The 23,567-nt window shown below is 45.7% G+C and carries 21 protein-coding genes; 10 read left to right on the forward strand and 11 right to left on the reverse strand.

Annotated features, from left to right (window positions below; genetic code table 11):
• Window positions 1-127: 127 nt before the first annotated feature.
• On the reverse strand, window positions 128-511 hold the full coding sequence (locus KG631_RS07665; RefSeq protein WP_213997619.1) for a hypothetical protein: 384 nt from the start codon (window positions 509-511) through the stop codon (window positions 128-130).
• Window positions 512-845: 334 nt separating this feature from the next.
• Between KG631_RS07665 and KG631_RS07670 the strand changes: the two genes are divergently transcribed.
• A complete protein-coding gene (locus tag KG631_RS07670; RefSeq protein ID WP_213997620.1) occupies window positions 846-1,403 on the forward strand; it encodes a recombinase family protein in 558 nt (185 codons plus the stop codon).
• A gap of 186 nt (window positions 1,404-1,589) precedes the next feature.
• Here the strand turns inward: KG631_RS07670 and KG631_RS07675 are convergent, their stop codons facing one another.
• From KG631_RS07675 to KG631_RS07710, 8 genes are all read right to left on the reverse strand, one after another.
• Window positions 1,590-2,282, reverse strand: coding sequence for a hypothetical protein (locus tag KG631_RS07675; RefSeq protein WP_213997621.1), 693 nt, complete (start codon window positions 2,280-2,282; stop codon window positions 1,590-1,592).
• On the reverse strand, window positions 2,279-3,205 hold the full coding sequence (locus tag KG631_RS07680; protein WP_213997622.1) for a hypothetical protein: 927 nt from the start codon (window positions 3,203-3,205) through the stop codon (window positions 2,279-2,281). Before KG631_RS07680 ends, KG631_RS07675 begins: the two co-directional genes overlap by 4 nt.
• Before the next feature lie 214 nt (window positions 3,206-3,419).
• Entirely contained in the window at window positions 3,420-3,896 is a 477-nt protein-coding gene (locus tag KG631_RS19205; RefSeq protein WP_213997623.1) for a Mov34/MPN/PAD-1 family protein, read from the reverse strand.
• Window positions 3,889-5,646 (reverse strand): E2/UBC family protein, encoded by a 1,758-nt coding sequence (locus KG631_RS07690; protein WP_213997624.1) that lies wholly within the window; start codon window positions 5,644-5,646, stop codon window positions 3,889-3,891. The genes KG631_RS19205 and KG631_RS07690 overlap by 8 nt, the downstream gene beginning before the upstream one ends.
• 5 nt (window positions 5,647-5,651) lie before the next feature.
• Window positions 5,652-6,950 (reverse strand): cyclic GMP-AMP synthase DncV-like nucleotidyltransferase, encoded by a 1,299-nt coding sequence (locus KG631_RS07695; RefSeq protein ID WP_213997625.1) that lies wholly within the window; start codon window positions 6,948-6,950, stop codon window positions 5,652-5,654.
• 20 nt (window positions 6,951-6,970) lie between these two features.
• The gene (locus KG631_RS07700) at window positions 6,971-8,029 is read right to left on the reverse strand and encodes a CBASS cGAMP-activated phospholipase (protein ID WP_213997626.1); all 1,059 of its coding nucleotides are present in this window, start codon (window positions 8,027-8,029) and stop codon (window positions 6,971-6,973) included.
• Between the two features lie 190 nt (window positions 8,030-8,219).
• Window positions 8,220-8,981 (reverse strand): hypothetical protein, encoded by a 762-nt coding sequence (locus KG631_RS07705; protein WP_213997627.1) that lies wholly within the window; start codon window positions 8,979-8,981, stop codon window positions 8,220-8,222.
• Between the two features lie 32 nt (window positions 8,982-9,013).
• Window positions 9,014-9,364, reverse strand: coding sequence for a YegP family protein (locus KG631_RS07710; RefSeq protein WP_213997628.1), 351 nt, complete (start codon window positions 9,362-9,364; stop codon window positions 9,014-9,016).
• A 144-nt stretch (window positions 9,365-9,508) separates the two neighbouring features.
• On the opposite strand from KG631_RS07710, the gene KG631_RS07715 reads away from it, so the two are divergent.
• The 7 genes from KG631_RS07715 (at window position 9,509) to KG631_RS07745 (ending at window position 15,800) form a co-directional block, all read left to right on the forward strand.
• On the forward strand, window positions 9,509-10,096 hold the full coding sequence (locus KG631_RS07715) for a hypothetical protein (RefSeq protein ID WP_213997629.1): 588 nt from the start codon (window positions 9,509-9,511) through the stop codon (window positions 10,094-10,096).
• Window positions 10,093-10,530, forward strand: coding sequence for a hypothetical protein (locus tag KG631_RS07720; RefSeq protein ID WP_213997630.1), 438 nt, complete (start codon window positions 10,093-10,095; stop codon window positions 10,528-10,530). The genes KG631_RS07715 and KG631_RS07720 overlap by 4 nt, the downstream gene beginning before the upstream one ends.
• Window positions 10,505-11,308 (forward strand): ImmA/IrrE family metallo-endopeptidase, encoded by an 804-nt coding sequence (locus tag KG631_RS07725; protein ID WP_213997631.1) that lies wholly within the window; start codon window positions 10,505-10,507, stop codon window positions 11,306-11,308. The genes KG631_RS07720 and KG631_RS07725 overlap by 26 nt, the downstream gene beginning before the upstream one ends.
• A 58-nt stretch (window positions 11,309-11,366) precedes the next feature.
• Complete coding sequence (locus KG631_RS07730; protein ID WP_213997632.1) at window positions 11,367-11,756, forward strand: hypothetical protein; 390 nt, start codon at window positions 11,367-11,369, stop codon at window positions 11,754-11,756.
• On the forward strand, window positions 11,738-12,529 hold the full coding sequence (locus KG631_RS07735; protein WP_213997633.1) for a hypothetical protein: 792 nt from the start codon (window positions 11,738-11,740) through the stop codon (window positions 12,527-12,529). The genes KG631_RS07730 and KG631_RS07735 overlap by 19 nt, the downstream gene beginning before the upstream one ends.
• 95 nt (window positions 12,530-12,624) lie before the next feature.
• Window positions 12,625-14,385 (forward strand): AAA family ATPase, encoded by a 1,761-nt coding sequence (locus KG631_RS07740; protein WP_213997634.1) that lies wholly within the window; start codon window positions 12,625-12,627, stop codon window positions 14,383-14,385.
• Window positions 14,382-15,800 carry a UvrD-helicase domain-containing protein gene (locus KG631_RS07745; protein WP_213997635.1) on the forward strand — a complete coding sequence of 473 codons (1,419 nt, stop codon included), beginning with the start codon at window positions 14,382-14,384 and terminating at the stop codon, window positions 15,798-15,800. Before KG631_RS07740 ends, KG631_RS07745 begins: the two co-directional genes overlap by 4 nt.
• Before the next feature lie 39 nt (window positions 15,801-15,839).
• Here KG631_RS07745 and KG631_RS07750 read toward each other — a convergent pair whose 3' ends face one another.
• Window positions 15,840-16,280, reverse strand: coding sequence for a hypothetical protein (locus KG631_RS07750; RefSeq protein WP_213997636.1), 441 nt, complete (start codon window positions 16,278-16,280; stop codon window positions 15,840-15,842).
• Window positions 16,281-16,850: 570 nt separating this feature from the next.
• Between KG631_RS07750 and sbcD the strand changes: the two genes are divergently transcribed.
• Entirely contained in the window at window positions 16,851-18,149 is a 1,299-nt protein-coding gene (gene sbcD / locus KG631_RS07755) for an exonuclease subunit SbcD (protein WP_213997637.1), read from the forward strand.
• Window positions 18,146-21,175 carry an exonuclease subunit SbcC gene (sbcC, locus tag KG631_RS07760; protein WP_213997638.1) on the forward strand — a complete coding sequence of 1,010 codons (3,030 nt, stop codon included), beginning with the start codon at window positions 18,146-18,148 and terminating at the stop codon, window positions 21,173-21,175. Before sbcD ends, sbcC begins: the two co-directional genes overlap by 4 nt.
• Window positions 21,176-21,185: 10 nt before the next feature.
• On the opposite strand, the gene KG631_RS07765 is transcribed toward sbcC, so the two are convergent.
• Window positions 21,186-23,492, reverse strand: coding sequence for a bifunctional diguanylate cyclase/phosphodiesterase (locus tag KG631_RS07765; RefSeq protein WP_213997639.1), 2,307 nt, complete (start codon window positions 23,490-23,492; stop codon window positions 21,186-21,188).
• Window positions 23,493-23,567: the final 75 nt, after the last annotated feature.

Consider the following 23,567-nt stretch of genomic DNA (forward strand, 5'->3'; position numbering starts at 1 on the left):
TTGAGGAAACACAATTTGGTAACGTTGCCTTTCTGACTAAGTTTATGACGTTTCAACATTCAACCTGCTTGGTTTTATTGTGTCGTAAAATTACTGACAGACCCTCGCAATGTAATAGGATTATAAGTCAACAGCTCTGCAACCTGTTTTTGATGAATGTAATTGTGCTCTGATACTCGCTTAAAAGGCGATTGAAATCGTTATTTTTATAACGTTTTTGCCTTATTGCCGTTTTTAGTCTTTGGATTTCTTCGGGCGGTATTGTGTTGACAACTATCCCTTCAACATCAATACATACTCTATCAATTGCATCGATGAAGTCCTCATCCCGTTTTTCTAGTATCGCTGTTTCGATACATATAGCAGCTTTATATAACTTCAACCTGTTTACGCTCTTATAGAGCGGAATATTTAATTGAAGCGCACGTTTAGACTGCGCAAGCAAGATTAGATACTCAATAACAAACTCCAGATCAGAGACATTGATTTTTGTAGAAGTTTGTTTAACCACCTAAACCTCTTTGCCGTTATAAATATAACGGTAAAGATAGTATATTTCGCGACATTTGCAATGTTGTTTTCAACTTTCTCTTTTGCGCTTTTCTATTGCTTGTCACAGCCACGGAAAGTACTCGGATAGTCTTCTTATATATGACCTGGTGGTAATAATATCCGCAAAGCAATCGACCGTTTTCTTTACAGTCCCTGCCAGTTCTCAAATGACTTCTTTCTAACCTCAAAATGTGTAAATAAATTTGGTAAAGAAATCTATGTAAATATTAGGTACCTTTTCTATCGGGCTGAGCTAGAATCCAATGTGACGCATTGGCTAACGGAGGTGTGCAATGATTATTGGTTATGCTCGGGTGAGTACGCAGGACCAGTCGCTTGATCTTCAAACTGATGCTCTAAAAGCGGCAGGCTGCGAGGAAGTTCTCAGTGAGAAGGTTACCGGTAAGCAACGCGAGCGGCCTGAATTGCAAAACTGCCTGCGCATGCTTCGTAAAGGCGACATCCTCGTTGTATGGAAACTGGATCGCCTGGCGCGTTCACTGAAAGACCTAGTGGAGCTTATTTCTGAACTGGATTCGAAACAAGTTGGGTTTCGGTCAATCACAGAAGCCATTGATACCACGACAGCCGGCGGCAAACTGGTGTTTCATATTTTTGGTGCTTTGGCCGAGTTTGAACATAACCTGATCCGTGAGCGAACACTTGCTGGTTTAGCGGCCGCTAGAGCCAGGGGCCGAAAAGGTGGCCGAAAGCCATCAATGAGTCCCTCTGATGTTCAGAAAGCTGCGGCTATGCTTTTGGATCCGAAAATAACTAAAACTGAAGTGGCTAAACATTTTGGGGTTAGCCGGGTAACGTTGAATAAAGCCTTATTGCGTGGAGAAATATAGACACTGTCGCTGGTTGAAATGATATATGCTGGTATTTTACACATAACCGCTTTTAGGGTTCATTATCAGAGTGAAAGAGAGCTAATTAAATAAGTATTTTTTGACGGGCATTACCCAGGAAAAGTGGATTCTCTCTAAAAATGAGTCACCTTGTAAGAGGTGACTATTCCATCGGTAATATATAAATCAGATAAATTTTCTGGCTACTAATTCAGGTATAAAGCTTGTCTGTACAGGTTGCATCCCTAATCCTAGCAACTGATAAATTTGCCCACCAATACCTGGCTTTACTTCACCTGTCTCGGCATCTTTCATCTCATCTACGGCAAAATAGACGAACGAAAATTTGTCAGAAACTCTCTTTGGAAATTCCTTTTTAAGGTTTGCGATTGAGTTCTTATGTATAACCGGTGCGACAATCAGAATGTTGTCTGCGTCAACCTCTTCTATCAAACGAAGTAGGTTAGTTCTGACCACGCAGCTTCCCGATATCACTGACTTAACAACCACTAATGTTTTTGCAGTGTTGTAACCTGGTTCAAGATACTGATGGACAATTGGCGCTAAACTGCCAATGGAACCACCTACCTGATAATGATTGTTCCAGAAGACGGCAGAGTAAACTCTAGAACTAATAGCTCCGGCCACTGCATCAACAACACCGCTAGCTAAATAATCTGCATCTTCAGCAGTTGAAGCGACGAGTACGGACTTCTCAGTACTCAAGTCTCTAAGTAGTCGGGCACCAAGCAATTTACCCAAGTCTTTCATCGCAGACTTATAGTCACTCGGACAGTCAACTGCCTCTAAAAGCTTTGAGAGGCATGCTTTAGCATAAACGTCAGTATAATCGCTGTAACTTCTGAGTTCTAAAGTCATACTTCCTCCTGCTCAACTTTAAATTCTTGGGTGGCAAGCGTCATCAAAAGGGCAAACAGATCGAATGCTTTGGTAACGATAGCCAACTGTTCTGCTGAGGGTTCCGCCATGTCCACAGAGACCCGGACCTCAAATCCATTACATGTCACATAAAAATCGCGCGATTTTACCACAAGCTCGACATTATCAAAAGCATTAACCATATCCACGAGCCAAGCTGGAGGCACAGTATCGTTTTGCCCAAAATGCACAAATAAATCAGGCTTGGCCAATTCTCTAGCTTTGTCTATGACCTCTTGCAAACTAAACTTAGACCTACCGTCCATCGCACCAATTACTAGCCTAAACGCGTTGTCAATACTTGACAAGTCATTTTTGTTGATTATAGCACATATATTTGTCCTCAAATTTTGAGCATATTCGAACAGATCCATTTGTTCTGTTGCATATGGGAAGAACTCAGAAGTAAAGGAGCCAATCTGTGTGGTTCCTTTTAGCTTTGATGTTATAGCCTGGTTGTTGGCTCGACAGCGTTCATCACAAGATACTAGTAACACCTGTTTAGGATTTTTTATCCTAAAATAGTCTTGATCTATTTGTGCTTGCATAGTGAAACGTTGATGCATTTCATCAGTGTATGCTGCAGCTTGGGTGTTTGAGTTCTTTGCTTGATAGTTGACTTTAGCATTAACGCTATGGTCTGTGATTGCTAAGTCATCTACAAATGCAAGATCCTGTAGAACAAAGATTATTTTCTCTGCATCCTGTTGCTGTTGCGACCAAGCCTCAATAATCTTATGAGCCGTAAAAGATCGTTCGTAACCAGACCCTTTCTCGTTATTGTCGCCGCCTTTCCTAATGTTCTTCAGGAGACGCGCCGCATCGCTCCCAAAGTTTCTCTCAACAAAATCATTCAGCTCCATTGAACTCTCCCCCTTGATTAAAAAGTTATGTCGAACCATTGGGCTTTAGTTAAGCGATAAGGATAAAATCTTGATAAAGATATGCTTTTACCTGTTTATGGTCTCTATTGCAATTAATTGCATGGTAAAAGAAGTGGATTTTACTCAAAAATTACTTACTTATTAGCTAAACGCACGACGTCAGAACACTGATGACGGAGGATTTCAAAATTGATTATGTGTGTGTTAATGGAGTATCGATAGCTTTCAAAACGTATATTCTTTTGGCTATTCTCTTACCGCACCATATCGCACATTGCCCGACAATGATTAATATCATGGGTTCCGAAGAGTTTATATCCTCATGCCAACTGGATTTGTCTGTACCTGAAGGAGTCGGAAATCTCTCCGGATGAGTGTGCCACTCTCCCACATAGTTCATCGTTCCGTCAGAGGTGTGGTGTAACTCATTGACCAATTCTTGATGATGGGGACTTTTTCGGACGACGGTAAATCGACTCCGAATGTCACCCTGGCCTGGTTCTGAGATCGCATGAATTACAATGTGGTTCTCTCGTCTTTCACCGATTAATACTCCGGCAGCTTCACGGCTTACAGGAGATAACTGCCGGTAGGACTGTAATTTCTCTATTACGTTAGCCATGATGACGACTAAGTGGCCGTTATCATCTATGTATGTTATCTCAGACATGGCTATTACAGATCCGACAGTTAGTCGCAGCCTTTATTTTTGAAGGGCGCCGAGAGCGTTCACCGTCTAGTCTAACCTCGTTATAAGTCCAAAGTCTTTTATTTTCCAAAGTCTGAAGCACTGCATCCTGCATGAGTCCAGCTGTCATGACACTAACCGATGCGTCATATGGTACGAATGTACTACCACAACTCAGTCGTTTTTCTGATTGCAAATCAACTCCAACAAATCTCGAGTCAGTGCCATTCCGGTAAAAAGCCGGATCAGTATGTAAACATTCGTAGCAGGCGCAGCTATCGTCAACAAAGACTTTTGAGACCCGCCCATTTCCATCATTGTAACCGTGGATCAGAACAGGTCGTTTCTCTTTACTCAATATGCGCACAACATGAGCCAATCTCTTGGATACTGGTGGACGACCAGTGGCATCAATCACGATATCGTATTTTGCGAGCTCACAAGGCGTGATAGGAAAACAATCTTCTTTAGCCTGGATCTTAGTGTCAAAGTGAGTCGAGCGTTGCAGAACTTCTTTCAGACTGGTCGCTTTATTCTGGCCAAAATGCTCAGTATTGAGGCTATGACGGCTAAAGTTGTGGGGCATATAAGTATCGCCGTCAAAAAGGTCAAGCCTACCTGATCCGCAGCCTGCTCCCGCTCGAACTAATAATGGTGCCAGGTTACCGCCAATAGTGCCGCAGCCAACTAACGCTATGCGTAGTTTACCCAGATCTCCAATTTCAGGACGCTTTCGGTTCCGGCTTAGGATTGTTCCTTTGTCCGCACTGGTGACGCAGAGTCTCTTAAAAGCTTTAACACTTTGCCTTCCACCCAAGAGAACAGCTAGATCTTTGTACTTAGTTGATTTGCGTGCTTTTCCAGGCCTATTCTTAAATCGTTCAAGTGAGATAGCGTTTATATCAAGCTCTACGTATGCTGCTATTATGGCCTGATTATGAACATCCAGAAGAATGGCATGCTTCTTAACCGGAGCATTAACAAAATGGCTAATAACTTGAGACCAGGCGCCGTTATCGACGTGAAACAGCCAATCCAACAGCGATTTAAAAGTTTTTGGAGGCCACTCTGCGCCTGAAAGCTTATTCGGTTTAACCTTGATACGGGCTGTTACAAAAGTATTCCCGTTTGAGCTGAGCTTTCTCTGTTCCATCCAGCGACTAAGCTCGTTCTGCTGGTCTTTGGCGGATACAATCCACTCTGGTTGAGTATTCTTGATGTCGTTGCTTTCGGCTTTCGCTATCCGACAGATGAGTCCTGAGTTTTCATCGGTCAACAGATAAAGCGACTCACTAGCTAACCAATAGGCTGCAAATTCTCCCTCAAGCTCTGCGCCGGGTAACGCCGTTGCGCTTATTTGATTTACTGCGCTGTCGAGTGTTTGCTGGATTTGAAGATCGACAACCTGCAGAGTCCCTTGTAGATCGTTTGGGTTCCAGTCAGCCTCCATCTCTTGTATGTAGCAAAGATAGTAACCGTGATTAATATGCGGTATTAATTTGCCGGAGTACTGCTCGGGATAAGATATTACATAGGCATATGGCAACTGAATATGCGGGTCGCCGGAAAACCGAAGAGCAACCCTGAAATCTCCCCCTAAGGTTGAGTACACCTTTACGTAAAAGCCTGATGAATTATCATGCTTCAGCAGGGGGGAATCAGCTGGAATATGCTGTGCTTTGGTGCGTTCAAACCCTAAACATAGTAAATGGTAATGAAGATCTTCCTGCAATTTAGTTAACCACTTCTCAGCGTTGAACTGATAGTTGCCGGCGCTGGATCTTTGCGTGGTTCATGCAAAAATGCGGGCGCAGCTTCCTTCTTCACAATGAGCTCGTGCTTCGTTACACGCTGCCCAAAGGCTTGATTAATCACTATCAGCGCATAGGTATTGCTATGAGCACTTTCTGCTGTAGATAACACACTTCGTAAATCTAAGAGCTTTGCAACAATTTCTTCTTCCCTTGGTCCATGATTTACCTGGCTAGGAAACAATAGGTCTTTATCTGTATTGTCTGGACTCTCAATACCCGCTAAGAACTTCTGTGGCAGGTGGTTTGTGACAACCTTCAAGGCATGATTCAAATCGTTGCCTTTAGTCGGATGTTTATCGAGGATGTCTACAATGGCAGCCATTAAGGATATTGATGATGGTCCTTTCTCTGGCCACTGGGCGTCTCGCCATCCCTTAATAATCCGGCATATTTTCCGTAAATGCGGACCGATCCTGATACAGGCATCATTAAACCAATTTTCAACAATTTTAGGGTCGCTCTTTCGCCAGGCTTCTACACCATCCCGGATGGCAAGGTGAACACTTTTGGGATCTAAATTGTAGTCTCGCTTAGCCCTCGCCTCTGAAAACAGAGCGTCTTGATACATATCACTGTTGAAATGAATCGCCTTCAACGCAGCTTCATTTATCATGAACTTGTCTTCGGGCACTGCGTACATCGGCACATCAATGTGGACATACATTGACGGAATTCGGATGCGACCACATGTGTTCTTGGCCTCAAATTGCCAACCCTTGTTTTCTGCTACCAATGACTCCAGAGCTGTATCGACAAGTAATATAAGCAAGCTATGCCCTATAGCGGGCTGATCATTAAAAATTTCCATCGGCAAATATGTGCCGTCGTCGATGTCCATTTCTTGCGGTGGAGTTGTGTACGGTAGATTAAGGGTGTCGTACGCAAAACTGCCTTGAGTCCAAAAACGAGGTGATAACTTCTGAAAGGCTTTTCGCTGATTCTCATCCATACTGCTTATCAGCTCTGCTACCTTTTGTAGCGAAGCCGGCGTTAAATATCTAAATCTCGTGTTTGCTAATCTTTGCCTTATCTCAAAAACTGATAGAGACATAACGAACGTCGTTTTTACGACAGCCTTAGCTTCGTCAAATACATCTCTGATCCGTACACGAACCGTCTTTCTGAGTTCTTTCAATCCGCTATGCTGTGCATCGCTTAACTTTAATTTAGCGACTAGGCCATCGCTCGAATTGTTATAGTAATTGTGAAAATCCCATGTCATAACTCAACTCCTCGCGCGATTTATAGTGATTTACGGATAAAGGGTTTTGCAGGTTTTGCAAAAAATTTCTTCAGTTTAGTGTTAGTTGTGTACTCTGTTGTCGCTAGCTGTTTACCACGACTTGATAAATTCTTAAGGCTGGCTTCGCTGGCGTTATCAAGCGTGATATCCGATGCAGCTTCATTTGGAACAGTGTCATCCAAATAAACGTAATTTTCAGGATTACCTCTGGTTCTAAGCTCTCTGATTAGCATGCTTTTATGTAATATTTGATTAGCAGTCATTGTCGCCAATACCAACCGCTCACCTTTACCCCATAGGCCAAAGTAACCACCTCTCCACCAGGAGTCTTTAGCTTCTAGTGAAGAAGGACTGATTGTGTACTCTTCACCTAGCGTGCCGATATTAAGTATGTGAATGTTCTCCATCTTTGCGTCTGGAAAATCAGATTGCATATCTAAAAACACTTCCAGCAAACCAATGAAGCTGGGGTTATTCGCTACCAAACCACCATCTGCAAAATAAGAACTTAAATCGGCGCAATAATGCGGAGAAAAATACGTTGGCGCTGCTGACGTGGCCATTGCCGCATCAATTAGTGTTAGGCGACCATCTCTATTAAACTGAGGGTTATGTGGTGTTTTGAAAAACTGGGGCTTACCGGTAGATAAATTGACGGCCGGTATCATCACTCGACGCTCTAAGTCATTAAATGTAACCGACTCTCCAATCATGCTTTCTACGGTGTCCTTTAGCGGCTTACTCGCATAACGAGCACTAAAGATTGCTTTAATTGGAGCAAAGAAACGGTTACGTTTTGGGAAAATGAGAGGAGCTTTTTCTCTGAAAACAGTTTCCAGCTCACGTGCACTTTTACCGCATGCTAAAGCTAGGGCCAGAATGCCTCCAATCGACGTGCCAGTGATGAGGTCAAAATAATCGCCAACCTTGACATTGGTTGCCCCCGTTTTGTCTTCAATGATCCGCTCAACTTCAGCCAATACGCTAATCGTAAACAATCCACGAACACCGCCGCCGTTAAGGCTCAGGATTTTGATTTTATAGTCATCGCTTTGCATGTTATGTCCTGCTCCTTAATGAAGGCCAAACTGTATACTTATACAGATTTTGTTGGCAACTCTTTATTTTTCATCTTTCTGGTAAATCATGTCGAGGCACGATTTACTTTAAAAGTACTGCGTCCTGTGTGGTTTACCTTAGATCTATTTCTCTGAGGTAAAGCACGCCTCATTACCATTAAAGGGTGGGTTACTGAGTAATCCACAGAGCAATTTTTCCGCTTACCAGCAAAAACGATAAAGTAAAAAACAATGCAGTGACGATATAAGCCCCTTTACCGGAAAACCTAAACGTTATACGAGTTAGAAAAAACCACACGTTAGATGTGGAGCTGTAATTGCGCTGATTCATTAACGAGAGGTAATGCAGTAAATTGAGAGTGTTGATAATTGCCACAAGGACCAACAAACACACGCCCAGTACATGAGAGATGACTAAGTAACGCCCATATTGTGTTAGCGAGGTAAAGAATTTAGTGATGTGGTTATTCTGTGCTAACGCAACTAAATCAGGGGTTATTTTCTGTTTGGCGATAGCCAAAACCATTAAGCACAAAACAAGAATTGCTGTTGGTACAGCGACTCGCACAAACCAGTCACTGCTTGTAAAATGGCCTTTGATTGCTGACATAAAGAAACACGTTAAGCCAAAAGCAGTCATCGAAATCAAAGCCATTTGAATATAAGCAAGAACCTCTGGAGCGAACTGCAGGTACTTCCAGACAACAAAAGCCATTAAAATGGCGACACCAAAAACCTCACCTCCATCGCTTTGGCTCCTTCTATTGACCCTAGTGCGTTCAATAAAAACTCTGCGGGTCTCTACAACCGTGATCGTTGCGGCGGCTGATGGTCTTGCTGACAGGCCGGCGAATAGAGCACCAAAGACAACTCCCATAAGCGGAGAAAATAGAAAACTTTGTAGCACGGAATTTGAGAAAATTTCTAACATACAACCCCCAAAGTAAGCTAAGGCATAAAGCCTTAGCTAAACGCTCTGTGAGTTGTTAAATCGACAACCGGCGCGTCCGGTGCATCACGTTTCACAGCAGCAATTCCGTTGTTCCTGGCTGCTTCGGTGGTATACATTTCACTGACACCAATTACCTGTCCATTGGTGGCACTTAAAGTGAAAAAGTATTGATCATTACGCGATACTTTTTTGCTGTAATAGACATCATACGGCGCATGCGTTTTAACAGATTGCACGCCATTAAGGCAGTTGGCTTTGGTTGTGTACCCTTCGCTTGCCAGGATAATTTCATGATTGGCTGCTTTCAGGCGGAAATAATATTGACTGTTCGTCCCCAAAAAAACTTCAAAACGTTTTGACATTGTTGTGTCCTCATATAAGTTAATTGCTATCAACTGATAAGCACTGAGCTTTTTCTATCAGTGCTTATTAACTAAAGACTGAGGTAATTTATTTTCTGGACATTGTCCTGAAAATATTTTTTTTGCGTCATTAAGGAATGAGTAGTGAGTAAGGAATATTCGTATTTATCTGTTGATCAGTTTCTACAGGGCTACCAGGCATTAACAGATGGAGATGTAAGTCGGCTCGTTGGAGTTTGCTACAGTCTTCGTAATGTCTACCGCTTGCAGCTGGAACCCAAAGATTTAATGCAAGAGGCACTTACCAGGATAATTGGGAGTGAGCGCAGAATTCCGGAGGATGTTCCGCTGGTCGCCGGGATCGCTAATGTCATAAAGAGCATTGCAAACGATCTTGTGAACTCGGCGTCTAATAGAGCGTGGCAATTAGAAGTGGTGTCTGACGAAACCGACGAGGCAATGAGTGACGTTTCCGTTTTTGGCGCGTCACCTGAAGACGAGTTGCTGGAAGAGCAAGAGGTTGCCGCTGTTACCGAGAAAGTTAAAGCAATCTTTGTATGCTTTGAAAATGACTCTGAAGTCTTAAGTCTTCTTCGTTCGATAACGAAAGGACTTAAAGCAAGGGACATAGTGAAGAACACTTTTGGTGGTAGCCAGGTCAAATACGATACCACGCGGAAAAGGTTAATGAGAGGGATAGCTAAAATGAAGGTTGAAGGAGCAGAGATATGAGCAGGAAAAGCGCACATGAAAACCTCAGTGACTTCATTATCGACGATATTCTGATGTTAAGTGACGATGAGATTGAGTCAGAATTGCAGATTATGGGGATCAATGTAGATGAAAAAGTTAGCGAGTTTCGCCAGCTTATGGATGCCCCATCACTTGAATATCGTAAAGCGCGTTTGAGAAATGCTAAAGCTCAGTCTGAAAAATGCACTGATATAAAGTCTTCTGCGAATGTTGTTATCGAAAATTTTAAGGCCGCGGGAAAAGACATCCGAGCGGTACTTACTGAGCTCGTTTTCAGTGGGCAAGTGCCGGCACAGATAACGATGGCTTTTCGTGATGGTAAGGAAATCAGTGACGAAGAAGCAGAGAGCATATTAGAAGATTTGATTAGCCTGGGGGTCGTAAAGGATGACGAATCTGGCCGTTCAAAATGAGGTATTCAAGCTCTATTATGAGTTGGGTATTACTGAACCTGGTGAAATTGATCTTGAAGCAATTGCTTTTTACAAAGACGCGGTAGTAAAACGAAAGCCATTAACTGGTTGCGAAGCTCGTATAATAGGTGTGGATAGCAAGGCTATTATCACGGTTAATGAGGGTTCTTCATCGGAGCGACAGAACTTTTCTATAGGCCATGAGTTAGGGCATTGGTTTAAAGACAGAGGAAAAATCGGCAACCTCTGCTCAAAGTCAGATATGGATGAAAGCTGCGGGCAAAAAATAAAACACAACGAAAAGGTCGCAAACAGCTTTGCATCAGAATTGATTATGCCGAACTTTATGATGAAAAAGCTTATTCTTGGGCGACCGTTTACCCTTGATTCGATCCGGGAAATCAAAAGCCAGTTCTGTGGTAGTTTTATCGTAACGCTCCGACGATTGATTGCGATGGATACTTATATGGGCTTTTTTGCATCATATGATCGCGAGGGGAACAGAAATTATTTCAATCCGTCACCCAGCTTACCTGGCGAATTTTTTCCACCGAGATGTGCTCCGGTAGGCTCGGCTATCCATACCTTATTGCGTGACAATCGAGAAATGGGTCCTACCGTTGTTGACGGTAATACATGGTGTAGAGGCGATTTGGCGAGCAATGCGGTGGTGCACGAACATGCATTTCATTACTTTGAAGATGAATTTCTAACCTTGGTTTGGTGGCAAGATGATGAGCCAATATGGCGTCACATGGAACGAAAGGGCGAGCTGTAAGCCTTTGCATAAAAATGCTCAGTTATCGGCTCAAATGTACATTGAGGAGGCATAGTAGTTGTCAAAATTAGAAGCTCTTATCGATAACGCACAAGCGTATGCGGAAATGCACGCGAAGCGTTGCTCTGAATTAATCTTGAAAGATGGTCTCTCTGCTGCTTTAAAATACTGTCAGGAGCAAGGAGTAGAGCCGCCACAGTGTTCGCTTACAGCTGACTCTAGGAATGCCAAAATGCTCAGAGAGAAAGCAGCCAGAATGCTGTGTGAAACCAGATGGTGGGAAAGGCGGTTGGGCGTGAAGGCAGGACGTGATTTTGAGTATCGACAGATAATTGAAGGGAAAGTGACAAACATCATTTCAGATGAATCTTTAGAATACTATTTATCTAAAAAAACGTCGCTAGTTTTCAGAGCGCCAGAAGGTCGAGTATGGTATTTAGAGATTTAAAAGGGAAGAAAATCACTCTGTTTGAGATGTGGCAACCATTTCGGCAATCAATATTACACCGCCACAAATTTTATGTTGAACAAGCCCGCGTTCGATTATTTTCGCAGTTCGACAATATTCAAGAGGATGCTTTTGAAGCTTCGGAGGAGTGGTTAGAGGCTCAGTCACGTCATTTCGATCCCGATAGACATGACCCAGCAGACTTATGTGAGCGCGCCAATAACATACAAATTGAGTTTTACCAGTTACTTGTCGATATACATGAACGGACGCGCCTTAGCGTGGTTGCTGGTATTTATCATGAATGGGAAAAGCAATTCCGGCAATGGACTCATGATGAAATAAGACGTTGGTATCGCGGTGAAAATGTACTGTCAAAGATATGGTCAGTCGACGTTGGAAAACTCGCAGAGCTCTTCGCCTGCCTTGGATGGAATTTTAAAAATGAAAGCTATTTTCCGAAGTTGAATGCATGTCGTTTGGTGGTCAATGTATTTAAACATGGTGACGGCAGTTCACTCAATGAACTTAAGCAACGTAATCCAGAATATCTGTTTAATCCATTGCAAAACTTTGATGATATGTTTTCCGATGTAAATCATCTCGACCACACGGCATTAAAGGTTAGCGATGAGCATATCCGGGAATTTTCCGACGCGATAGCAGTGTTCTGGCAAGACGTACCCGAGCAAATAGTCAACGTACCTGAAGCATCTTTACCAAACTGGTTTGAGCGTGCAGTTGAGAGTGATAGAAAAGCCAACGACAAGTGAAAGCTTCCACCACTTCCATTGTTTAGGACTCTACTCGTTAACATCGAATCAAAATATGTAGTGTCAGCTTTTGAATTCTCATATAGTGCAGATAGTTGGTACAGAAAAGTTGCTCAAATATGGCTCTGATTAGGCACATTAAAGTTGAAAATTTTCGTTCAATTCGCAATGCAGAGTGGTATCCGAAACCGGGGCTTAACTGCTTAATTGGACCTGGTGATTCCGGTAAGTCGTCACTATTAGATGCAATTGACCTTGTACTTGGAGCTCGGCGCTCTTATCCCTTTAGTGACGCTGATTTTCATCTAATGAATACAAATACCCCTATAAAAATAACAGCTACGATAGGGGCATTAGATGAAGACCTGAAAAATCTGGAAGCTTACGGAAATTTCTTCCGAGGATTTGATGCGGTTCGCGAGAAAATTAATGACGAACCGGGTCAAAATGATGAGGTAGTGCTAACAATTCAGCTCATAGTTAGTGAAGATTTGGAACCTGAATGGTGGTTGTTCTCTGAGCGAGCAACTCAATCCGGGATCGAAAGACGCTTGCAATGGAAACATAGGGAATTGCTGGCTCCAACTCGATTGGGCACAACAGCAAGTCATCATTTGGCTTGGGGAAGTCGCTCAATACTCAACAAATTGTCTGAGGAAACTTTTGATGTCTCCACGATACTCGCGCAACTCAGTCGCCAAACTCGTGAAAGCTTTGCTGCACAGGAACTTCCCGAGTTAGGGGGAGTATTGGGCCAAGTTCGAACTATCGCCAATTCTTTGGGTGTTCCAGTGGGGGAGTTAAAAGCACTCCTTGATGTTAATGGCGTCTCACTAACAAATGGCGCTATTAGCCTACACAACACAGACAACACACCTCTACGTCAGATGGGGACTGGTTCGTCCCGGTTGCTTATCAGTGGTCTTCAGAAAGCTGCAAGTAGATCTAAGGTAATTATTGTTGATGAAGCGGAGTATGGGCTTGAACCTTACCGGATTACCCGACTGCTGAATGAACTCGGTTCAAAAGATACAAACCCTATACGACAGGTTTTCATAACCACTCATTCACCCTATGTGCTGAGAGAACTTCAAGCGAGCCAACTTCACGTGCTAAGAAAACATATTGCTCGCGCTGGCGAACCGCTATCTCTCGATTCACACACTGTATTTAGTCTTTCTAATGGAGATCAAGAGCAAGCAACGTTAAGGGCTTGTGCCGAAGCTTTTTTTAGCAAAGCGGTAATTGTGGGAGAAGGCAGCACAGAAGTAGGTATCGTACGAGGGTTGGATCTTTATTATCATGATATTGCAGCCCCAGGCTTCCATGATCGTGGAATATTTTGTGCTGATGGAGGCGGAGATAGTTTTTTCAAACGTGCCGAAGTGTTTGCTAGCCTCGGTTATCCCACCGCAGTAGTCAAAGACTCAGATATAACTACTGCAGCGCATCAATTGCAAATAGAACAGTGTCGTGCGAAAGGTGTATTTATATTTGAGTGGGGCCATGGGATGTCCACTGAAGGAGCTATTTTCAGATGGTGTCCATTAAATGTAATCCCCAGTATGCTTCAGTTGGTTGTCGCGCTTAACAGCGAACAAGAAGTGGATCAGCATATTCAAAATGTCTCAGGCAACCAGCTCAGCCTTCAAATGTGTATAGAGCAAACTGCTGATGCAGTAAGACAACCTTTAGCAGCGGCGGCTGGTAAGTACAAGTGGTTTAAGAACATAGCAAAAGCGGAGCTGCTTGCACGGCAGATTTTATTCCCAAGTTATCAGGATTTTTCTGATGAATTTAAGGCTGTCATCGTTAATTTATACCAATGGTCCGTTCAAAATGGTGATCCGCGTTGACTGTTCAAACGGTACTGGAGGCTGATCTTGGATTAGTCATTGCCCCAGCCGGCTGCGGCAAAACTCATCTAATAACCGAGACGCTTAGTATTTCCCAAGACAAACCATACTTGGTCTTGACCCATACAACGGCTGGAGTTGCCTCTCTTAAACAAAAGCTCAGACGTTTATCTGTGCCTGCGAAAAATTATGTGGTGACAACAATTGATGGGTGGGCGCTCCGCTTAGCAAATTACTTTCCAACATTGTGCCCTATTCAATCAAGGCCGGAACAAGGGAACGCTTTCTACCCTGAACTCAGACAAAAAGTTTTGAGTCTTCTTCGCACTGGCCAAATCAACGAGATCATTCGAGCATCGTATTCAAGACTCCTCGTTGATGAATATCAGGATTGTGATCTGGTCCAACATCAATTAGTTCAAGAGCTTTCCCTAACGCTGCCAACAGTTGTATTCGGAGATCCGATGCAGTGTATATTTAATTTTGGTGGGCCGATGCCAGATTGGATACAGGACGTTGAAGCATACTTCCCGACAATAGAGCAACTAAACACACCATGGCGTTGGAACAATGCGGGAACTCCCGCACTGGGGGAGTGGATACTTAACTGCCGACAATTGCTTCACCAAGGGAATAAAATAGACCTGACGTCTTGTCCTGCGCATGTGTCTCACCATCAACTAACCGGTAATGGTCGATCAGATTTACAGGGCCAGCAAAGCATTCATTATGCTTTTCTACAAAACTATCCAAATGAGTCATTACTTATATTGGGTGACTCTGCGAAACCCAAAGTCCGACATGAGTTTGCAAAACTGACAGCAAACTTAGATGTGGTGGAACCAGTAGAATTCAGAGACATAATCACTTCCGCGGTACAGATAGATAACGCTGATGGAATAAATTTGGTTCAAGTCGTACTGAATACTGCAGCGAACATGATGACGAATGTTGAGGTTTCGCTAACCTTGCAAAGATTAACCACTATAATGGCTAGGAGAAATCGCACTCCGCCCACTCCGGTCGAACATCATTTAATCTGCCTTATTCAAGATTGTACACGGGTCAACATTCTCAATGTACTTCAGCAACTGGAAGTCAAACCAGGCGTCAGGATCTATCGAAAATCCGCTTTGCATGTTCTCAAAGAAGCTATTTCTATTGCAATTCAATCACCTGAGCAAAGTCTTTTTGATGCGGCTTCCAAAGTGAGAGAGCGTATACGACACGTAGGCGACAAGCGCATACCCCACAGGGCTATAGGCTCAACTTTATTGCTTAAAGGACTGGAATGTGATCACATAATTATCTTGGATGCAGGAGCCTTAAACTCAAAAAATCTTTATGTGGCTCTGTCTCGTGGAGCTAAATCTGTCAACGTTTTTGCTAATAGCAATTTCGTTGGTGGTTGGTGAGCTTCATTATAATTGTTTATCCGCTAAGTGTAGCTGAACTCAGAGGCCTCTGTAGCGTGAAGCGTCACTCCAGGTTAATGGGCAAACGTTATGAATTTCGTTAGCAAACTTTAGGCACTGAGGCGCCGGGTTGTCGTTCAGGTTTGTTGTCTGATTGAGAATTTCTACAGGAGCTGCAGCTTGTTTTGGAACGTAAGTCGAGGTTACGGCGGCGTTCAAAAGGTGAGCAGCCTCATAGATTTCGACATTAGCACAGTGAAAAAAACCGTCTTTAATCAAGTTTCTTATCTTGAAACTCACATCAACTGAGTTTGCCTCCCGAATACAACCTGTTTCATACTTTGAATTAGAACTCATATATAAAAAGCCGATACTGGCTTCTGCAGATGGCTTTGCTCGGCTCATCGCCGCAGAGAAAATGGAAGATAAATTGTAATACCCGATCAAACTAAACAGCGCAAAAAATAGACCAAATTTCATGCAGTCCTCGTTACCGTGATCACCAACCAGACGGTGATATAGAGCACATTCATTAATATCTAATTATACATTTCGATCGCAAATTTTTTTTAAAAAGTATCTTACGAGTTGCTTTCTAACAGATTTAGCTACCTCAGAGCAGTTTAGTTTTTGGTTTAGAGTGCCTTAAACAGTCGATTAGAGATCGCTTTTTATAGTGACTACGAGCGAATTTTAGGTCAATATGGTACAAGAACAGTATATGTATGCTTGGTTTTATTGTGTAGTAAAATAACAGAAAATGGCCGACGCTCGATACATAAAATGTAGAGTCGAACCACGTTGGGCGTGTTTAAAATGGGTAAATGTAAAGTCGTTTGGTGTTTTTGAGGGCGTCTTTACATTTTGAACTTAGCGGGGAGTAATTCTTGGTAAACGTACTGATTTTATTAGATAACTGTCTTTACACTCTGGTAAGTGTAATAGTCCCGTTTTGACCAACTGTAAGATAACCAAAAAGCCTGCTCAGTCAGGCTTTTTACTTTGGCCTGGCTGTTCTCTGAGCGGGATCTCTAAACGGATAGTGCTGACATGCGAATTCTCCATACATCCGACTGGCATTTAGGTCAGCACTTTATTGGTAAAAGCCGCGCTGCTGAGCATGCGGCTTTTTTGCGCTGGCTGGTGGCGCAGGTGAGCGAGCTGAACATTGATGCGCTGATTGTCGCCGGCGATATTTTTGATACAGCCACCCCGCCCAGTTATGCCCGCGAGCTGTATAACCAGTTTATTGTTGATTTACAGCCAACGGGATGCCAGCTGGTGATCTTGGGCGGCAACCACGATTCGCCGGCGGTACTGGCCGAAAGCAAACAGCTGCTGGCCAGGCTAAATGCTATTGTGATGCCTGCTATTCCGGCTGACCTGGCTGATCAGTTGTTGGTACTGCATGCTGTGCCAGAGAAGTCGCAAGGAAAGCAGCATAGCGCACCAGCCTGTTTGCTGGCGGCGGTTCCATTTATCCGGCCGCGCGATGTGTTGCAAAGCCAGGCCGGTCAGAGTGGCCAGCAAAAGCAACAGGATCTGCAACAGGCCATCGCCCGCCACTACCAGCAGTTATTTGCACTGGCACAGCAATACAATAAACAACATCAGTTGCAATTGCCGATAGTCATGACCGGTCATTTAACCACTGTCGGCGTTAGCCAGTCAGAGTCGGTACGCGATATTTATATCGGTACTTTAGAGGCTTTTTCGGCGAGCCAGTTTCCGGCTGCCGACTATATTGCGCTGGGCCATATTCATCAGGCACAACAGCTGAACAGTAGCACCGATATCCGTTACAGCGGTTCGCCGATACCGCTGAGTTTTGATGAAGCCCGCCAGCAAAAGCAGTTGTGGTTAATTGAGTTTAACGGCAGCGAAAAAACCATCAATAGTGTTGCTATCCCGTGCTTTCAGCCGCTGGCCAGTATTAAAACCGATTTAGCCAGTTTGCCGGTGATGCTACAGCCGCTGCTGGATACCTTAGCCGATGATGTCAGCTTATGGCTGGAAGTGGTAATCAACAGCAGCGATGGCTATTTGACCGACTTGCAGCCCCGGGTAGAACAGCTACTCCGCGATCTGCCGGTAGAGCTACTGAGGCTGCGCCGCGAGCGCACCAGCAGTGGTGCTAATTTGCAGCAACTAAAGCAAACCAGCCTGGCTGAACTGTCGCCGGCCGATGTCTGGCAGGCCAGGCTTGCAGATGAAGTATTAACCGCAGAGCAGCAACAGCAACTGACAGCGCTGCATCAGCAGGTGTTAGATAGGGTGCAGGACAAGGCGCAGCATACTGAGGCTACCAATAACGATGCCACAGCCGGTAATAAGGATAGCCGCGCATGAAAATTCTGGCGGTGCGACTGCAAAACCTGAATTCGTTGCGCGGCGATTGGACCATTGATTTTCGGCTGCCGCCGTTTGACAGCGCCAGTTTATTTGCCATAGTCGGCCCGACCGGCGCCGGTAAAACCACCATCCTCGATGCGATATGTCTGGCGTTATATCATCAGACTCCCCGCATAAAAACATCACCTACCAGCAACGAGCTGATGAGCCGGCATAGCAGCGAATGTTTGGCAGAAGTCGAGTTTGAGGTAGCCGGTCAGGGCTACCGGGCATTCTGGAGTCAGCGCCGCGCCCGCGGTCAGAGCGACGGCAATTTACAGCCAGCAAAAGTAGAGCTGGCCCGGCTGGATGGCACCATTCTCGCTGAAAAAATCAATGAAAAACTAAAGTTGATTACCGAGCTGACCGGATTAGATTTTGCTCGTTTTACCAAATCAATGTTACTGGCGCAGGGCAGTTTTGCCGCTTTTTTAAATGCTGACGCCAATGAGCGGGCTGAATTACTGGAAGAGCTGACCGGCACCGATATTTACGGCCGGATCTCCGAGCAGGTATTTAGTGATGCCCGGCAGCAGAAAACTGCGCTGGAACTACTCCAGGTAAAAGCCTCGGCGACTGAGCTACTTTCTGTACAGCAGCAGCAAGCGTTAACCGCTGAGCTGGCGACGGTAAAAGCGCAGCTAAGCGAACAGCAACAGGCGCTTAACCAGCAGCGGCAGATACTACAATGGCGTCAGCACGTTACAGCAGCGGAGCAGGCCCTGGCACAAAGCCGGCAGGAGGTCGCAGAGCTCAGCGCTGAACAGACCCGGCAACAGCCAAAGCTCGCCCGGCTGAAAAACCACCAGCCGGCCAGTAAACTGGCACCGCTTTACCAGGCATTGCAACAGACGAAACAGCGCCATCAAGACTTGCAGGCAAACCAGCACCAGCTCCAGCAAGAAATTAAGGCGGGCCGCATTGCGCAAGCCACGCTGTTGTGGCAAGGCTGGCAATGCTTGCTGGCAGATCAGCAGCAGGCAGAGCAGCAACAGCACAAGCTCAGCCAACAGCAGCAGGAACTGCAGCAACAGCAACGCATGCTGGCAACAACGTTGCAACAGCAAACCGAGGCTCAAGCAGATGTGAAACAACAGCTGGCAAGCCTGACGCAGGGGGCTGATGCGGCAACATTACGCCAGCAATACCAGCGACAACGGGAAGGTTTATATCAGCTGCAACAGGCCAGGCGGTTGCTGGCGCAGCAGCAGAAATGGCAGCAGCAACTTGCGGACGTGCAGCAGCAGCTTAGCAATAAACAACAGCAACTGGCACCGCTGGCAGAGCAGCTGAGTACCTTGCGCAACCGCTTTAAAAGCCTGACTGAACAAATTAGCGATAAAAAGCAGTTGTTAGCACAACAGCAACTGATTATGCAGTTATCAGAGCACAGGGTGAATTTGCAGCCAGAGCAGCCTTGTCCGCTGTGCGGCAGCACCGAGCACCCGGCAGTCAGCGAGTATCAGCAGCTGGATAGTTCGGTTGCGGCGAAACAACTGGTCGAAAAAGAGGTGGAGTTAAGCAGGGTGCAAACCGAAGGCGAGGCCGCACGCACCCGTCAGGTAGAGCTGAACAGTGCAATAACGCAGTTGCAACAGCAGGCGTTGGCAAAGCAAACAGAGATGGACGAGCTGCAAAGCCAGTTGCAACCGCTGCTGCAAGGTTTGGTTGACCAGGCACAGTCAGCAGATGACGCTGATTTAACGCAGAGGCTGAGCGAGCTTTGCGAACAATTACAACAACAGCTTACAGCCACTGAACAACAGCTTAGCCAGTTGGAACAGCAGCAACAAAAGTTACAGCAGTTGGCAGCTGAACATCAGCAAACAGAACGCCGGCAAACTGAAATAACTCATCAGCTGGCTCTGCTCAGCCAGCAACAGCAAAATCTGGCTTTGCAGCAAGCGACACGTAGCAGCGAGCTGGCACGCTGGAAAACACAGTGGCAGGCTCTGCAACATGCCGAGCCCAAAATTGCTATTTCGGAGCATGACCTGGCTGATCTGACAAGCCGGTTGCAACAGCAGCAACAACAAATGCAGCGTCTGGAAGGGCAGCAGCAACAATTACAGCATCAGTTGGCCCAGGCCCTAACCGAACAGCAGCAGGCCACACAACAATGGCAACAGGCTATTGCTGCCAGTGAATTTACCGACGAAGCGGCTTTTCTGCATGCCTTACTTAGCGATACTGAGCTAACTGAACTCACTGAGTTACAACAGAAATTGCAACAAGCTGAGGTTGCCGGCAACCGGCTGTTAAACGACCGGCAGCAACGCTTAGACGAGCTCACCAGACAACAGCTCAGCAGCGATTGCGAATCGCAGCTGCAGCAACAAATCCAGCAGCTCGAACATCAGGTGCAGCAGCTCACCGGGCAGCAGGGCCAGTTACAACATCAGCTAAGCAGTGATAAGCCGCGGCGCGACGCACAGCAAAGCCTGCTGACAGAGATTGCCCGGGCAGAGCAGCAACTGACGGTGTGGCAACGGCTGAACAGTCTGATTGGTTCGGCTGATGGCGCCAAGTACCGGCGCTTTGCCCAGGGCCTGACGTTGCAGCAATTAGTGGTGCTGGCCAACCGGCAGCTGCAGTTGCTGCACAACCGCTACCAGCTGGCACGCCACCCGAGCGCAGAACTGGAGCTGCAGGTGCTGGACACCTGGCAGGCCGATGCTGCTCGTGATACCAAAACTTTATCGGGTGGCGAGAGTTTTCTGGTCAGTCTGGCACTGGCACTGGCTCTGTCAGACTTAGTCAGTAATAAAACCAGCATCGATTCGCTATTTTTGGATGAGGGCTTTGGTACCCTGGATGCAGATACCCTGGAAAGCGCGCTGGCTGTGCTGGATCAGCTCAATGCCAGTGGTAAGATGATCGGCATTATCAGTCACGTGGAAGCACTGAAACAGCGGGTGCCGGTACAAATAAAACTGGAAAAACAACAGGGGTTGGGTTTCAGTCAAATTCAGATCAGTCAGTAACTAAAGCCATTTATACCGTACCGCGCTGCTTTTTCAGCAGTTCAGCGAATTCAGCAGCCGGTACCGGCCTGCTGAAATAATAACCCTGATAATAATCACAGCGCTGCTGCCTTAAAAAAGCCAGTTGCTCGGCAGTTTCTACCCCTTCGGCCAGCACTTTAAAGCGCAGGTTATGTGCCAGATCTATAATTGCTTTGGCAATACTCTGGTCGTCCTCTGCTTCAGGCAGGTTCTCAATAAAGCGCCGGTCAATTTTCAGGACATCCAGTGGCAGACGTTTTAAATAGGCCAAGGAAGAATAACCGGTACCAAAATCATCGATTGCCAGTTTAACGCCCTGGGCGCGAAGGGCGAGCATGGTTTTGATCACCACATCTTCGTCACCCATCAGGGCATTTTCGGTAACTTCCAGTTCCAGACAGGCTGGATCGAAGCCGGTTTCCTGCAGAATGCTGGTTATTTTTTGCTGCAGATCACCTTTATTAAATTGCTGTGCTGAGACGTTGATCGCCAGGTTAATATTGGCCAGACCCGCCAGTTGCCAGGCCTTGCCCTGGTGGCAAGCCTGTTGCAGCACAAAGTGACCAATCGGGTGAATAAGGCCGCTGGCCTCGGCCAGCGGAATAAAGGTATCCGGACTTATTACGCCTTCGCTTGGATCTATCCAGCGTAACAGCACTTCAGCACCGATAATCCGGCCACTGCTGATATCCAATTGCGGCTGGTAATAACAGGTTAAGTGGTTCTGTTTCATGGCATTTCGTAAGCGTTGCTCCAGCACCAGCCGCGCTCTGGCCTGCATGGTCAGGCTGTCTGAATAAAAACTATAGGTATTGCGGCCATCGGCTTTTGCCCGGTAAAGCGCGGCATCGGCTCCCTGTAGCAATGCTTCGGCACTGTCGGCATGAATCGGATAAATACAAATGCCGATGGACGCCGCCACATTGACATCTGTTTGTTCGCCAAGGGTAAAAGGGGCGTGCAGTTGCTGCAAAATTTTGTCCGCCACTCTGGCAGCGTCTTCCGGCTGGCCCAGCTGTTCGACCAGAAACACAAACTCATCTCCGCCCAACCGGGCCAGGGTGTCGGTCTCCCGGCAACAAAGGTTAAGCCGTTCCGTTACTTGCAGTAGCAGACTATCGCCGGTCTGGTGGCCAAAGCTGTCGTTAATGTCTTTAAAATGGTCGAGGTCAAGGATCATTACCGCCAGAAACTGCTGGTTGCGCTTAGCCAGTTTAACGGCACTGGTTAAGCGGTTACTGAAGTGCTGGCGGTTTGGCAACTGGGTTAACGGGTCGAATTCAGCTAAAAAGGCCAGCTCTTTCGCCTGGCGCTTGCGTTCTGTCAGGTCAATATCAATACAGAAAATCTGTGGCGGCTGGTCGGGTAGTTTAACTACGGCGTGATTAGAGAACACCGAGATCAGCGAGCCATCTTTGCGTTTCAGTGTCAGTTCTTCTGCCGGAATGGGCTCAGCATGTTCTGCCATATAGGTCATGGCCTGGCGCACTTCAGAGTGAGCCTCCTCCGGGATAATTAATTCCAGCAAGCTGCGGCCCAATGCTTCCTCTTTACTGTAACCATAAATAAGCTCGCTGGCCCGGTTCCAGTAAATGGTGGTACCAAACTGGTCATATCCCTGAACCGAAATTTGCGGCGCATTATCCAACAGGGTTCTGAAACGCAGCTCACTTTCCAGCAATTGTTGCTCTGCCAGTTTCTGAGCAGAGATATCCTGGACTACTGCGATAAAATAAGGTCTGTCGTTATGGGTGTCTGCTGCTTTGGCAACTGCCAGCTTTACCCAGATGGTATGGCCTGCTTTGTTAAAATAACGTTTTTCTAAGGTGTAGCTGTTGATGTTATCCTGCAATAGCTGATTAAATTGCTGCTGATCCTGATCTAAATCTTCCGGGTGAGTGATTTGCTGAAACGACATACAAACCATTTCGGACGGGCTGTAGCCAAGCATGTCGGCGAAATGCTGATTTACCCGCAAAAGCCGGCCGTCAGGAGCCGCGTGGGCAATACCGGCAGCGGCATGATCAAAAGTCTGGCTGAACGCCTGTTCGCTGGCTTGCAATGACGCCGTCAGCCGTTGATGCTGACGTAACAGCAACCAGGCCAGTAATCCCGTTAAACCAATATAAAATAACCCTTTATAGGTTTGATAACGGAGAAGTTGTTCCTGATTGTCGGTTAGCATCAGCAGTAAGTGGTCGCTAAACAATATCCAGATAACGCCAAGCAGTATATACATCAGCACACCCATAATCGGGTACAGACGTAACATTCTGGCTGAGCGGCTTTGTTTCATTGGTTACATCTCTGGTACAAATAGCGATGCGCCGTTAATAGGCGGTTATGAATTTAAGCATAGTTTATAAATTTG

Origin of the sequence: Arsukibacterium sp., assembly GCF_018402695.1 — a bacterium.
Taxonomy (GTDB): Bacteria; Pseudomonadota; Gammaproteobacteria; order Enterobacterales; family Alteromonadaceae; genus Alishewanella.

Excerpts from the sequence above, each read along its gene's own strand:
- KG631_RS07710 (WP_213997628.1), bottom strand. The coding sequence starts at position 9,364 with ATGTCAAAACGTTTTGAAGTTTTTTTGGGGACGAACAGTCAATATTAT.
- KG631_RS07695 (WP_213997625.1), bottom strand. The coding sequence starts at position 6,950 with ATGACATGGGATTTTCACAATTACTATAACAATTCGAGCGATGGCCTA.
- KG631_RS07725 (WP_213997631.1), top strand. The coding sequence starts at position 10,505 with ATGACGAATCTGGCCGTTCAAAATGAGGTATTCAAGCTCTATTATGAG.
- KG631_RS19205 (WP_213997623.1), bottom strand. The coding sequence starts at position 3,896 with ATGTCTGAGATAACATACATAGATGATAACGGCCACTTAGTCGTCATC.
- KG631_RS07750 (WP_213997636.1), bottom strand. The coding sequence starts at position 16,280 with ATGAAATTTGGTCTATTTTTTGCGCTGTTTAGTTTGATCGGGTATTAC.
- KG631_RS07670 (WP_213997620.1), top strand. The coding sequence starts at position 846 with ATGATTATTGGTTATGCTCGGGTGAGTACGCAGGACCAGTCGCTTGAT.
- KG631_RS07735 (WP_213997633.1), top strand. The coding sequence starts at position 11,738 with ATGGTATTTAGAGATTTAAAAGGGAAGAAAATCACTCTGTTTGAGATG.
- sbcC (WP_213997638.1), top strand. The coding sequence starts at position 18,146 with ATGAAAATTCTGGCGGTGCGACTGCAAAACCTGAATTCGTTGCGCGGC.
- sbcD (WP_213997637.1), top strand. The coding sequence starts at position 16,851 with ATGCGAATTCTCCATACATCCGACTGGCATTTAGGTCAGCACTTTATT.
- KG631_RS07720 (WP_213997630.1), top strand. The coding sequence starts at position 10,093 with ATGAGCAGGAAAAGCGCACATGAAAACCTCAGTGACTTCATTATCGAC.
- KG631_RS07680 (WP_213997622.1), bottom strand. The coding sequence starts at position 3,205 with ATGGAGCTGAATGATTTTGTTGAGAGAAACTTTGGGAGCGATGCGGCG.
- KG631_RS07765 (WP_213997639.1), bottom strand. The coding sequence starts at position 23,492 with ATGAAACAAAGCCGCTCAGCCAGAATGTTACGTCTGTACCCGATTATG.
- KG631_RS07700 (WP_213997626.1), bottom strand. The coding sequence starts at position 8,029 with ATGCAAAGCGATGACTATAAAATCAAAATCCTGAGCCTTAACGGCGGC.
- KG631_RS07675 (WP_213997621.1), bottom strand. The coding sequence starts at position 2,282 with ATGACTTTAGAACTCAGAAGTTACAGCGATTATACTGACGTTTATGCT.
- KG631_RS07705 (WP_213997627.1), bottom strand. The coding sequence starts at position 8,981 with ATGTTAGAAATTTTCTCAAATTCCGTGCTACAAAGTTTTCTATTTTCT.